This is a genomic window from uncultured Meiothermus sp. (assembly GCF_937863175.1).
In the GTDB taxonomy this organism is placed as follows: domain Bacteria; phylum Deinococcota; class Deinococci; order Deinococcales; family Thermaceae; genus Meiothermus.
In genome coordinates this window covers 1-12020 of sequence record NZ_CALMCQ010000399.1, presented here as the reverse complement: position 1 = coordinate 12020, position 12020 = coordinate 1, and the positions used below count along the sequence as shown (strand labels likewise).

General features: G+C 60.4%; 14 protein-coding genes. 8 read left to right on the top strand and 6 right to left on the bottom strand.

Going from position 1 to position 12020, the window contains the following annotated elements:
* From ilvB to cimA, 8 genes are all read left to right on the top strand, one after another.
* Entirely contained in the window at positions 1-1686 is a 1686-nt protein-coding gene (gene ilvB / locus Q0288_RS14955; RefSeq protein WP_299432066.1) for a biosynthetic-type acetolactate synthase large subunit, read from the top strand.
* 78 nt (positions 1687-1764) lie between these two features.
* Complete coding sequence (gene ilvN, locus Q0288_RS14950) at positions 1765-2274, top strand: acetolactate synthase small subunit (RefSeq protein ID WP_299432063.1); 510 nt, start codon at positions 1765-1767, stop codon at positions 2272-2274.
* A gap of 59 nt (positions 2275-2333) precedes the next feature.
* Complete coding sequence (ilvC, locus tag Q0288_RS14945; RefSeq protein WP_299432060.1) at positions 2334-3353, top strand: ketol-acid reductoisomerase; 1020 nt, start codon at positions 2334-2336, stop codon at positions 3351-3353.
* Between the two features lie 169 nt (positions 3354-3522).
* Positions 3523-5082, top strand: a complete 1560-nt coding sequence (locus tag Q0288_RS14940) for a 2-isopropylmalate synthase (RefSeq protein ID WP_299432056.1) — start codon at positions 3523-3525, stop codon at positions 5080-5082.
* A gap of 36 nt (positions 5083-5118) precedes the next feature.
* Positions 5119-5328 carry a hypothetical protein gene (locus Q0288_RS14935; RefSeq protein WP_299432053.1) on the top strand — a complete coding sequence of 70 codons (210 nt, stop codon included), beginning with the start codon at positions 5119-5121 and terminating at the stop codon, positions 5326-5328.
* 26 nt (positions 5329-5354) lie between these two features.
* Positions 5355-5888 (top strand): GNAT family N-acetyltransferase, encoded by a 534-nt coding sequence (locus Q0288_RS14930; RefSeq protein WP_299432050.1) that lies wholly within the window; start codon positions 5355-5357, stop codon positions 5886-5888.
* A gap of 151 nt (positions 5889-6039) precedes the next feature.
* Positions 6040-6486 carry a nucleotidyltransferase gene (locus Q0288_RS14925; RefSeq protein ID WP_299432047.1) on the top strand — a complete coding sequence of 149 codons (447 nt, stop codon included), beginning with the start codon at positions 6040-6042 and terminating at the stop codon, positions 6484-6486.
* Complete coding sequence (cimA, locus tag Q0288_RS14920) at positions 6483-8069, top strand: citramalate synthase (protein WP_299432044.1); 1587 nt, start codon at positions 6483-6485, stop codon at positions 8067-8069. The genes Q0288_RS14925 and cimA overlap by 4 nt, the downstream gene beginning before the upstream one ends.
* 33 nt (positions 8070-8102) lie before the next feature.
* Here cimA and Q0288_RS14915 read toward each other — a convergent pair whose 3' ends face one another.
* From Q0288_RS14915 to Q0288_RS14890, 6 genes are all read right to left on the bottom strand, one after another.
* The gene (locus tag Q0288_RS14915) at positions 8103-8624 is read right to left on the bottom strand and encodes an isoprenylcysteine carboxylmethyltransferase family protein (protein WP_299432041.1); all 522 of its coding nucleotides are present in this window, start codon (positions 8622-8624) and stop codon (positions 8103-8105) included.
* On the bottom strand, positions 8618-9679 hold the full coding sequence (locus Q0288_RS14910) for a 3-oxoacyl-[acyl-carrier-protein] synthase III C-terminal domain-containing protein (protein ID WP_299432038.1): 1062 nt from the start codon (positions 9677-9679) through the stop codon (positions 8618-8620). Before Q0288_RS14910 ends, Q0288_RS14915 begins: the two co-directional genes overlap by 7 nt.
* A 9-nt stretch (positions 9680-9688) precedes the next feature.
* Positions 9689-10474, bottom strand: coding sequence for a nitroreductase family protein (locus tag Q0288_RS14905; protein WP_299432035.1), 786 nt, complete (start codon positions 10472-10474; stop codon positions 9689-9691).
* A 1-nt stretch (position 10475) separates the two neighbouring features.
* Positions 10476-10757: a hypothetical protein gene (locus Q0288_RS14900; protein ID WP_299432032.1), complete on the bottom strand. Its 282-nt coding sequence runs from the start codon at positions 10755-10757 to the stop codon at positions 10476-10478.
* 207 nt (positions 10758-10964) lie between these two features.
* A complete protein-coding gene (locus Q0288_RS14895; RefSeq protein ID WP_299432029.1) occupies positions 10965-11462 on the bottom strand; it encodes a hypothetical protein in 498 nt (165 codons plus the stop codon).
* Positions 11463-11464: 2 nt separating this feature from the next.
* The coding region (locus Q0288_RS14890) for a hypothetical protein (protein ID WP_366914780.1) at positions 11465-12020 on the bottom strand (556 nt) is incomplete at its 5' end.

Genomic DNA, 12020 nt, shown 5'->3' with positions numbered 1-12020 from the left:
ATGAACGGAGCCGCCGCCATCCTCAAAGCCCTGGAGATGCAGGGTGTGGATACGATTTTTGGGCATCCGGGTGGAACCATTATGCCCACCTACGATGCCCTCTACGACTCGCTCATCCGGCATATCCTGGTGCGACACGAGCAGGGGGGCGTCCATGCGGCCACCGCCTATGCCAGGGCCTCGGGCCGGGTAGGGGTTTGCATGGCTACCTCGGGGCCGGGGGCTTTGAACCTGGTGACCGGGTTGCAGGATGCCCTGATGGACTCCACGCCTGTAGTAGCCCTGACGGGCAATGTACCCCAACATCTCATTGGCACCGATGCCTTCCAGGAAGCCGATGTGGTGGGCATTACCCAGCCGGTAACCAAACACAACATGCAGGTGCGCCGTGTAAACGACATTCCCAGGGTCATTGCTGAGGCTTTCTATATTGCCTCGACCGGGCGGCCAGGCCCGGTGCTAATTGACTTTCCCAAGGATGTGCAGCAGGCCGAGTTTGGCGGCAGTTTTGAGGTGGAGATAGACCTGCCTGGGTACAAGCCTACTTTCAAAGGGCATCCACGCCAGATTGAGCGGGCCTTAGAAGCCCTGCAAAAAGCCGAGAAGCCAATTTTGATGGTGGGAGGAGGGGCGCAGAACGCGGCCCCTGAAATCACCGCCCTTGCCGAAAAATTGGGGATCCCGGTGGTTCCTACCCTGATGGGTCTGGGGGCTTTCCCCGGTACCCACCCCTACTGCCTGGGAATGCCAGGAATGCACGGCTCGGTGGCAGCCAACCGCGCTATTCATCACGCCGATACCCTTCTGGCCATCGGGCTGCGCTTTGACGACCGCGTAACCGGCAAGGTCTCGAGGTTTGCTCCCCACGCCCACACCATTATCCACGTGGATATTGACCCCGCCGAGATCGGCAAGCTGGTCAAGACCGCCATTCCAGTGGTAGGCGATGCCAAATGGGTGACGGCGGAGCTGACTAAAGGAGCCCAGAAGCTGAATACCCCCAGATGGTGGGGGCAGTTGGAGGAGTGGAAAACCAAGCATCCCTTTGCCTGGAAGCCCAAGCCCCACCTGCAAAGTCAGGAAGTCATTCAGGCTTTCTGGGAAGCCACCCAGGGAAAAGCCATAGTAACTTCGGGGGTGGGACAGCACCAGATGTTTGCCGCCCAGTTCTACAGGTTCGACATCCCGCGCTCCTGGATCAACTCCGGTGGCCTGGGCACCATGGGAGTAGGGCTTCCTTTCGCCATTGGAGCTGCGCTGGCCCGGCCCGGCGAGACCGTCCTGGACTTTGACGGCGACGGTAGCTTCCAGATGACCCTGCAAGAGCTGGCCACCCTGAAGAAGCACAACCTGAACGTCAAGGTGGTGATTCTGAACAACGGCTTCCTGGGCATGGTGCGGCAGTGGCAGGACATGTTCCATGCCAAGCGCTACAGCGAGGTATACCTGGCCGACTCCAACCCCGACTTTGCCAGACTGGCCGAAGCCTATGGCATCAAAGGCCTCACCCTTACCGACAAAACCAGGCTACAGGAGACCGTGAAGGAGGTGCTGGCCCACCCCGGCCCGGTGCTCTTGGAGGCCCGGGTCTACCACGAGGAAGGGGTCTTCCCCATGATCCCTTCGGGCGGGGCGGCGGAGGACATGATCATCGAGAACCCGCGCGAGACGGTGGCGGGGGACTGACGTCGATAGCCAGAAGCTTTTTTTGACATAGCTATTTGCTATCAGCTACTGGCCATAAGCGAAACCGGAGGTTTCATAGTGCGACATCTCGTTTCGGTGCTGGTTCAAGACAACCCTGGCGTCCTGCAACGCATCGCAGGCCTGATTGCAAGGCGGGGGTTTAATATCGAGTCGCTGGCGGTGGGGCGTACCCATCAGGAAGGGCTTTCGCGCATATCACTGGTGGTCTCGGGTGATGATGCCGTGTTGGAGCAGGTCGAAAAGCAGCTCAATCGTCTGATTGAAATCATCAAGGTAACCGACCACTCCGAGCCCCACGTCGAGCGCGAGCTGGCCCTGGTCAAGGTCGGAATCGCCGGGATGGAGGAACGCCTCGAGGTCAAGGACATTGCCGAGGCCTTCCGGGCCCGGATTGTGGATGTGGCCAAGAAGTCCATCATCTTCGAGTTGACCGGCGACTCCCACAAAATTTCCAACTTTGTGGAGGCCATGCGCCCTTATGGGTTGCTCGAGGTCATGCGCACCGGGGCGGTGGGCATGTCCAGGGGTGAGCAGGTGCTCAGAGTACGGGAGAAGAAAGCGGTCTAGTCTCGAGAGTCAACGGTCTAGGGCAGTCCCTGGACTCAAGACTCCTAAAGGAGGAAAGAATGAAAATCTATTACGACCAGGACGCAGATAGTGGCTTCATCAGGGACAAAACCGTAGCCATCCTGGGCTTTGGCTCACAGGGCCACGCCCACGCCCTCAACCTGCGCGACTCGGGGGTTAAGGTAGTGGTGGGGCTGCGGCCCGGCAGCCGCAACGAGGAGAAAGCCAGAAAGGCGGGGCTCGAGGTGTTGCCGGTGGCCGAGGCCGCTAAAAAAGCCGATCTGGTGATGATTCTGCTGCCCGACGAGACCCAGGGCGCGGTCTACAAGGCCGAGGTCGAGCCAAACCTCAAAGAAGGCGCTGCCATCGCCTTTGCCCACGGCTTTAACATCCACTTTGGCCAGATCAAGCCACGCCCCGACCTCGATGTCTGGATGGTGGCCCCCAAAGGCCCCGGCCATCTGGTGCGCTCGGAGTACGAGAAAGGCTCCGGCGTCCCCTCGCTGGTTGCGGTCTATCAAGATGCCTCTGGATCGGCCTTTCCCACCGCGCTGGCCTATGCCAAGGCCAATGGGGGCACCCGGGCTGGAACCATCGCCACCACCTTTAAAGACGAGACCGAGACCGACCTGTTCGGCGAGCAGACCGTGTTGTGCGGGGGCCTGACCCAGCTTATTACGGCGGGCTTCGAGACCCTGGTGGAGGCTGGGTATCCGCCCGAGATGGCCTACTTTGAGTGCCTGCACGAGGTCAAGCTGATCGTAGACCTGATCTATGAGTCGGGGTTTGCCGGGATGCGCTACAGCATCTCCAACACTGCCGAGTACGGCGACTATACCCGTGGCCCCATGGTGGTAGACCGCGACGAGACCAAGGCCCGGATGCGGAAGGTGCTGCGGCAGATCCAGCAGGGCGAGTTTGCCCGCGAGTGGATGCTGGAGAACGTGGTGGGGCAGCCCACCCTGAACGCCAATCGCAATTACTGGAAAGACCACCCCCTCGAGCAGGTGGGCCCCAAGTTGCGGGCCATGATGCCGTTTTTGAAATCGCGTTTTAGTAAGGAGGAGGTTAGTAGCTAATAAGCTGATAGTCGATAGCTGATAGCCGATAGCAGATAGCCAATAGCTGACAGAACATAGCTGATAGCCCATGGTCGGTAGCTGGTAGTTCAGAGCACGTAGCTGATAGCAAAAAGAGTTTTTGGCAGTAAGCAATCAGCTATCAGCTACCGGCACAACCGGAGGTTGTATGAGACATATCCGAATTTTCGATACCACCCTGCGCGACGGGGAGCAAAGCCCTGGCGTAGCCCTCTCGCTGCAACAGAAACTGGAGATTGCTCACGGCCTGGGCCGCCTCAATGTGGACATCATCGAGGCTGGGTTTCCGGTCAATGGGGCCAGCGAGTTCGAGTGCGTACAGAGGATTGCCCGTGAGGTAAAGGGGCCGGTGATCTGCGGGCTGGCCCGCACCCACAAGCTGGACATCGAGCGGGCCGCCCTAGCCCTGGAAAAAGCCGAGAAAAGCCGCATCCATGTGTTCACCAGTGCCTCCAGGGTGCACCTGGAGTACATGCTCAAGAAAACCCCCGAGCAGATCCTCGAGGTCTCCGAGGAGATGGTGCGCTATGCCCGGCAGTTTACCGACGATGTGGAGTTTAGCGCCCAGGACGTGATGCGGGCCGACCTCGAGTTCGTCATGAAGCTTTACGAGACCGCCATCAAGGCTGGAGCCACCACCATCAACCTCCCCGACACCACCGGGTATGGCACCCCCCCGGAGTACGGCGCCCTGATTGGCCGGATTTATAAGGAGGTGGTACGCGGACGCGAGGTGCACATCTCGGCCCACTGCCACGACGATCTGGGCATGGCCACCGCCAACAGCCTGGCCGCAGTCGAGAACGGGGCTACCCAGATCGAGTGCACCATCAACGGCATCGGGGAGCGAGCCGGCAATACGGCTTTGGAAGAAGCAGTGATGGCGCTCTATGTGCGCCGTGACCATTACCAGGCCCATACCCGCATCAACACCCGTGAACTCTACCGGATGAGCCGGATGGTCGAGCGCTACACCGGGATGGTGGTGCAGTCCAACAAGGCCATTGTGGGCGACCATGCCTTTGCCCACGAGTCGGGCATCCACCAGGACGGAGTAATCAAGAATAAAGAGACCTACGAGATTATGAACGCCGAGCTGGTGGGCCGGCAGGCGGCGGTACTGGTGCTGGGCAAACACTCTGGCCGGGCAGCGGTGAAGAAAGCCCTGGCCGACCTGGGCTACAAGCTCGACGACTCGCAGATCGGCACGGTCTTCGCCCGTTTTCGCGAGATTGTCGAGCGCAAAGGCCCCATCGAGACCGAGGAACTGCGGGCCCTGGTGGAAAGCGAGGCGGTTTCGGCTCCTCACCTGTTCGCGCTGGAAAAACTCCAGTTCTTCTCGGGCTATGGCATGCTGCCCACAGCGACCATCAGCCTCGAGACCCCCAAAGGCGTAGTCACCACCACCGCGATTGGCGATGGCCCGGTAGATGCGGTCTACAAAGCCCTTTCCGAGGCTATTGGGTTCAGGCCGGAACTCGAGCTCTACCGGGTGGAGTCGGTAACCGGCAGCACCGAGGCGCTGGGCGAGGTAATGGTCAAACTCAAGCTCGGCGAGGTTCTGGCCACCGGACACGGCATCTCCCCCGACATCATTGAAGCCTCGGCGCGGGCCTACCTCGACGCAGCCAACAAACTGGCGGCGGGCCAGGCCGCGCGGCACCCGCGCTCGCTGGAAGAGGTGCAGCGGTTGGGGCTGGGAAAGTAGCGGGTAACTAGCCGTTTGTTGCTTTGGGGGGGTGCTATGGTTTCGCTGGACGAGCTGAGGGCCACGGTTCTTCGCATGGAGCGGTGGCTGACTGCGGTAGACGAACTGCTGGTCAAAGACCTCATGACCGCCTACGAGGAGCTGGTACCCCGGTTTGAGCGCGACCTCGAGGACGAGCGCGACCAGCTGCTCTCGCGGGGCGGGGCGCTGATGCTGGTGCAGCAGGTATGGAAGGAGAGAGTCTGATCCGCGTGGCCACTCTAGCAACAGGTATGGAAAGCGAGAGGGTGATCCGCCTGGCCACTATCGCAGACATCCCCGGCGTGGCCCGGGTCCACGTGGACTCCTGGCGCGAGATCTACCGGGGCATTGTCCCCGACGTGTACCTGGAGGGTCTGTCTTACGAACGGCGCGAGCAGATGTGGCGAAGCGGCCTCGAGAACCCCGGCTGGAAAGGGGTGTTGTTCGTAGCGGAAGACCCAGGTCACAGGGTGGTGGGTTTTGTGGCAGGCGGCCCGCCGCAGGAGCCAGTGGAGGGGTTTGACTGCGAGTTGTGGGCCATCTATCTGCTCCAAGTCCATCAGGGCCAGGGGGTCGGGCGTCAGCTCTTTCGGCGCTTTGTGGAAGAGATGGTCCAAAGGGGCCATGGCTCGATGTTTCTATGGGTGCTGGCCGAAAACCCAACGGTGGGTTTTTACCAGCGCTTGGGCGGAGTAAAGGTGGGGGAGAAGGAGATCGAGGTGGGCGGGAAGAAGCTCGTGGAGTGGTCGTACGGGTGGCGGAACCTGGGGGTAAATAAATGGTAGAATTGGGTCATGCAGCGGCGAATTGCAGCGGTGGTGTTCAAAGGCAGGATGGGCGAAGAACCGTCCGACGTGAGCTACTGGAGAACGCGGCCCGTAGAGGAGCGCCTGGCTGCGCTCTACGAGCTGCGTAGGGATTACCATGGGTGGCCCGATGGTACTGGAGAAAGACTTCAGAGAGTTTTTAGAGTTGTTAGGCAAGCATGGGGTTAGGTATTTGCTGGTGGGGGGCTATGCGGTAGTCGCGCATGGATACCCCCGTTACACCAAAGATTTGGACATCTGGATTGACCCAACGGCTGATAATGCCAGAAGCTTGATAGCTGCCTTAGAAGAGTTTGGCATGGCCTCGCTGGGTCTTAGCGAGGGGGATTTTTTGCAACCGGGAACCTTCGTTCAGATCGGCTATTCACCTGTACGCATTGACCTTTTGACTTCAGCGCCTGGCCTGACTTTTGCCGAAGCGTTTAAGGCTAAAGAAGATCGCCTTATAGATGGAGTGCAGGTTTGTCTAATCGGCCTGCCTGATTTACTCAAGAACAAGCAAGCTGCGGGTCGCACCCAAGACCTCCTTGACTATGAAAAATTGAGTGAAACATGATCGAGATCCTCGATACCACCCTGCGCGACGGCACCCAGGGCCAGGCTGTAAACCTATCCTCAGACGACAAAATCGCCATTGCGAAGCGTCTGGCTACTTTCGGGGTACCCCTGATCGAGGGCGGCTGGCCCGGCTCCAACCCCAAAGACGCCGAGTTCTTCGCCCGCATGAAGGGTGTGAACCTGGGCGCGACCCAGCTCTGCGCCTTTGGTTCTACCCGGCGCAAGGGCGTGAAGCCCGAGGACGACCCCTCGGTGCAGGCCCTGCTCGAGGCTGCTACCAAGGTGGTGACGGTGGTGGCCAAGTCGTGGGATTTTCATGTGACCCACGCCCTCGAGGTCAGCCTCGAGGAAAACCTCCGCATGATAGAGGAGACCTACCGTTACCTGGTGGCCGAGGGCAGGCGGGTGATTCACGATGCCGAACACTTCTTTGATGGGTACAAAGCCAACCGGGAGTACGCGCTGCAATCCCTGGAAGCGGCAGTGCGCGGCGGGGCCGATACCCTGTGCCTGTGCGATACCAACGGGGGCAGTCTTCCCGAAGAAATCTTCGAGATCTGCCAGGTCGTAGGAGCAAAGTTCCCGTGGCACAGACTGGGAATCCACCCCCACAACGACAGCGAACTGGCAGTGGCCAACGCTCTGGCGGCGGTGCGGGCTGGGGCGACCCATGTGCAGGGCACCATCAACGGCTACGGGGAACGCTGCGGCAATCTGAACCTGACCAGTCTGATTCCCAACCTCATTCTTAAATATGGACTGGAGTTGCAGGGAATTCCCCGCGACAAACTTCACGAGTTACGCGATGTTTCGTTGTTGGTGGATGGGCGGGCCAACCTGGCGCCCAACCTGCGTGCGCCGTATGTGGGCGAAGCCGCCTTTGCCCACAAGGGCGGCATCCACGTCTCGGCGGTGCTCAAAGACCCTCGCACCTACGAGCATGTGCCCCCCGAGGCGGTGGGCAATAGCCGAAGGGTGTTGGTTTCAGATTTGTCGGGCCGCTCCAATCTGCTGGCCAAACTGGCAGAGTCGGGTGTAGATGTGCCCAAAGAGACCGCTGGAACACTGCTAGACGAGGTAAAGCAATTGGAACACACCGGCTACTCCTTTGAGGGGGCCGAGGCCAGTTTCTACCTGTTGGCCCACAAGCTGCGGGGTGGGACGCTGCCCTTCAGTGTGGAAGGTTTTACGGTCTTCGTGCATGTTAACGACCACAACCCCGACACCCCCACCTGGGCCGAGGCTACCGTGCGGGTTAAGGTGGGCGAGAGGCTGCAACATACCGCTGGCGAGAGCCAGCACGGGCCGGTCTCGGCGCTGGACAAGGCTTTCCGCAAGGCCATCGAACCCTTCTACCCGGAGATTGCCGAGATCGAGCTTTCCGACTACAAGGTTCGGATTTTATCAGGCCAGGAAGCGGGAACTGCCTCAGGAGTTCGGGTGATGATTGACATGACCCATGGGGGCGAGCGGTGGAGCACCGTAGGGGCCAGCAAGAACAACCTGGAAGCCTCGCTCAAGGCTCTAACCGATGGTTATGCGTATGCCCTGGTCAAAAGTCAGCCAATACCCCAGGACTGACCATGCCGGATCGGGAGCCATGAGTGGGCGTGGTTATTCCTTGATTCCCTGACCATACTGCCGCAGGGCGCGTTCTTCGGCAGGAATACGAATACTCAGCAGCAGAATTGCGTTCAGAATCGTGGCCACACTGGCGGTAAGCCAGGCATTAAAAATAAGTGGCAAAGAGAGCAGTTCCAGCGCCACCGCGAGGTAGTTGGGGTGGGGGAAATAGCGGTATGGCCCGGTGGTAACCTTTTTGGCGCCCGGCACGATCAGGATGCGGGTGTTCCAGTACCTCCCCAGGCTGAGTATCGCCCAGTAGCGCAGACCCTGAGCAAGCAGAAATACTGCCAGCCAGAGCCACCAGATGGGGGAGGGCTGGCTGCGCACCAGACCTTCGACCAGCCAACCCAACATCCAGCCCAGGTGCAAGAGAAAAAACAGGGGGTAGTGTTCACGTCCATACTCTTGGGCTCCCTGCGAACGTGCCCACTGCAGGTTGTTTCGGGCCAGGCGCAGCTCGAGCAAGCGCTGTAGGGCTACAAAAGCCAGTGCGACCCAGATCGCTACCACTGTAAAACGGCTCCTTCGGCAGCAAAACCTGGCCCCAGAGCAAGCAAAACACCGACACTTCCGGGATCGGGCTTTTCAAGCTGGTACATCTGGCGGGCCAGCACGAAAAGCACCGTGGGGCTGGACATGTTGCCAAATTTCTTGAGCACGCAGTAGGAAGCCTCGAGGCTCTCTTTATCCACCCCCATCCCGTCACGGTAGGCAGCCAGCACCCTGGCCCCACCAGGGTGGAGCGTCCAGGTATGCACATCCGAGGCCGATATGCCATAGCTAGCGAGCCCATCCCGGATCAGGTCGCCGAGTTCGCCTTCCACCAGCGCCGGGATGCTCTGGGCAAAGCGGACTTGCAGACCGTCCGGTACCACATCCCAGCCCATCACCTCGTAGCTGTTCGGCAACAGCCGGCTGAATCCGCCCAGCACGGATGGGCCATCGGCTGAACTGGAAAAGGTCGGCATCCCCAGCACCACCGCAGCGGCCCCATCGGCAAACAGGCTGGTGGCGACAAGGTTGCTTTTGCTCAGATCACCGCGCACAAAAGTCAGGCTACACAGCTCTACGGCAACCATCAGAGCATACTGACCGGGGCGGTTCTGGGCTATCTCGGCAGCCCTGGTCAGTCCTGCCGGGCCCCCCGCACACCCCAGGCCCCAGATGGGGAGGCGAACTGCCGAGAGCGGGATGCCCAGACGCTGGATAAGATGGGCCTCGAGGCCGGGGGTGGCGATCCCGGTGGTCGTGACCAGCACCACCGCCCCTACCTGTTCGGGCGCAACCCCGGCCTTTTGGAGGGCTGTGCGGCTGGCGCTTTCACAGAGGCTCAGGGCTGTCTCGAACCACTGACGATTCTTGTTCGCGAAACTCTGGGGCTCGGTGAACCATGCGAGGGGCGCCGAGATGTAGCGCGATTCAATGCCGGTGTTTTCGAAAACGGCAATGAGGCGGTCGAGGCCGCTCAGTCGGTCGAACATAATCCGCACCAGGTCACGCACTTCAGACTGACTTACCCTGTGGGGTGGGTTGGCAGTGGCAACGCTGAGAATTCTTGGATGCATGGCCAAGCCTCAGGCATCGCTTTCGGAGGTCGCGCACGAATCGCGGTAGACATACTGCGAGATGCGCTTTCGGTGGTCGGATTTCCAGTCAATGCGGGGGCGGGGTTTTTCTGGGGGCAGGTAACCCAGCCGATAAACCGCCATTAGCTCCAGGTGATCGGGCACTGCCAGCAGCTGCTTTATCTCATCCCAGGCCTCGGGGATTTCCATGGGCGTGGAGACAAACTGAATACCCATGCCCAGCTCTACGGTAGTCAGCCAGATATTCTCAATAGCCATGCCCAATCCCAGCACGCTGTAGAAGCCGGAGAGCTGCCCTGGACGATACTCCTGCTTGTCCAGCAGGGCGGCCAGCAGCAGCGGTGAACCCGCGACCAGCCTGCGGTTGTCTTCACCCAGGGTTTGAGGAACCCGTAAGGTTCGCAGGAGACCCAGGGCCGATGGACTGGTGATCTGGCGGGTAAAAGGGCGCAACGGACCCGGTAACTGATCAATCAGAATGCCGTCGCGCCGTTCGTTCATCTCCTGTTCGGTAAAGCGAAAATAGGGGCGGTAGCGCTCAAAAAACTTTCCTTCGGCGATCAGTTGTTGCATGGTGCGCCCACCGATCTCGGCAATCTTTTCGCGCTTGACGCGGTCTTCAATTAAAATGAAGCGCCAGGGTTGGGAGTTGAAATGGCTGGGAGCGCGGCTGGCGGCCTCCATCAGCAAATGCTGGTGTTCCCTGGATACAGGCTTGTCCAGAAAGGGGCCATTGGTGGTTTTACGTTTCCGGATAACGTCCAGGAACTCCATATCACCCCCCTATCGCCAACAAGTATCCCACCAACCCTACCCCACCCAGTGTAGGGTGGAGCCAGGTGTGGGGCCGGGCTTTGGGGAACAAGGCCAGACAGCCCACGGTGAGCAAAAGCCACCCTTCTCTGGCAAAAACTAAAGCGGCAATTGTACTGACGAAAACTGCAAAATAGAGCCGGTGGTGCCAGATGCCAAACTGCCCCAGCCGCAATTGTGCGGCCATTCCTACCAGGACGTTGAGCGCATAGAGGCCATATCCCACGGCCAGGAAAGGCGACATTGGCCCTAGCATATCGGTATGCGGGCGGCGATGTGCAAGCTGTCTTACGGCTGGGCCGCATCAATTCTGATTACGCCTCCGCCGACCCCTCTGGATGCCCGGGGTTCAGGTCGAAACCCAACCCGTCTCGAGACGGAGTATCAAGCGCATCCCAGGCGATCGCAGCAGGCCTGCAAAAAACCTCGAGGAGGTCGGGTATAGCCAGCACTACCCTCCCCGCAAGGCGGCTTGCAGCACCACCCCCAGGACGGTTCCCAGCAAAGCGAAAAGCAAGGGGGTAAGCCAGCGCCTTTCGCCTTCGTGGGCTATGGCGCGGGTGTGAAGGCTGATGGCAATCTGGGTAAGGGACTCGAGCTCTTCGGGGGTCAGGGGGCGGCGGGTGAGGTCTTTGTAGGCCGGGTTTTCGGAGTCAACCAGGCTTAACTCTTCGAACGAAAGCTCGCGCTGGCGCACGACACTATAGCTACGGTCAAAGCCATGCCGCAGCCTTAGCGAAGCCCAGCCCTCCACCTCGTTGCTGACGCGGAAGAACTCCGGGTGCTCATCGAAAACCTGACGCCAGGTGGCTGCGCTGCGGGGGGTATCCAGCCGATCTCCCCAGTCCTCGGCGGGGCGGCTGGAGTACGGGTAGCGGCCCATTACGGTGAGGGCCGCAATGACATCGGCCAGGCGCCAGTCCTTGAGGTAGGGGGAGCGGCGGGCCATGGCTATCTTCGCTCACAGCTCGAGCCCGTCCAGCGCCCCCCCCTGGCCTGGCACTCCCGCCGCAGGCTTTCCTCGGGGGCACGCAACACCACCAGCACCAGCCCTGCTGGGTATCCGCCCGAACCAGCACCCAGCCCCAGCTCGAGGCGGTTCAGGGTGAAGGTTTCGCGGGTGCTGGGCACCTGGGTACTGACATAGCTTTCGCCATCCCAGGCATAGACCGCGCTCCGAATGATGCGGCTACCCGGACGGTAGGGTGGGTTGACCCGCAATTCAATCTCGATAGGCTTAAGGAAGTTGGTAGCACTCGAGGAGAGCCGGTAAATTCCCACCACCTCGCGCTCGGGTAGGGTCTGGATAAAGAATACTTCGTCCTGGGGAGGGGAGGTGGGAACCGCCTGCAGGCGCTCGAGGCGGAAACGAACCGACGAGGCCAGTGCCCCGGAGTGCACCACCACCTGAATGCCGGGCAGATGCATAGCCCCACCCTGTGGGCCGATGCGCCGCTCGACCACTCGAGGTGCGGTCTGCGGGCGCAAAGATGGTGTGGCAGGGGTC

What these genes read in the sequence shown, in the direction of transcription:
- ilvB (WP_299432066.1), top strand. Translation starts at nt 1, where the DNA reads ATGAACGGAGCCGCCGCCATCCTCAAAGCCCTGGAGATGCAGGGTGTG.
- ilvC (WP_299432060.1), top strand. Translation starts at nt 2,334, where the DNA reads ATGAAAATCTATTACGACCAGGACGCAGATAGTGGCTTCATCAGGGAC.
- Q0288_RS14940 (WP_299432056.1), top strand. Translation starts at nt 3,523, where the DNA reads ATGAGACATATCCGAATTTTCGATACCACCCTGCGCGACGGGGAGCAA.
- Q0288_RS14935 (WP_299432053.1), top strand. Translation starts at nt 5,119, where the DNA reads ATGGTTTCGCTGGACGAGCTGAGGGCCACGGTTCTTCGCATGGAGCGG.
- Q0288_RS14930 (WP_299432050.1), top strand. Translation starts at nt 5,355, where the DNA reads ATGGAAAGCGAGAGGGTGATCCGCCTGGCCACTATCGCAGACATCCCC.
- Q0288_RS14925 (WP_299432047.1), top strand. Translation starts at nt 6,040, where the DNA reads ATGGTACTGGAGAAAGACTTCAGAGAGTTTTTAGAGTTGTTAGGCAAG.
- cimA (WP_299432044.1), top strand. Translation starts at nt 6,483, where the DNA reads ATGATCGAGATCCTCGATACCACCCTGCGCGACGGCACCCAGGGCCAG.
- Q0288_RS14910 (WP_299432038.1), bottom strand. Translation starts at nt 9,679, where the DNA reads ATGCATCCAAGAATTCTCAGCGTTGCCACTGCCAACCCACCCCACAGG.
- Q0288_RS14905 (WP_299432035.1), bottom strand. Translation starts at nt 10,474, where the DNA reads ATGGAGTTCCTGGACGTTATCCGGAAACGTAAAACCACCAATGGCCCC.
- Q0288_RS14900 (WP_299432032.1), bottom strand. Translation starts at nt 10,757, where the DNA reads ATGTCGCCTTTCCTGGCCGTGGGATATGGCCTCTATGCGCTCAACGTC.
- Q0288_RS14895 (WP_299432029.1), bottom strand. Translation starts at nt 11,462, where the DNA reads ATGGCCCGCCGCTCCCCCTACCTCAAGGACTGGCGCCTGGCCGATGTC.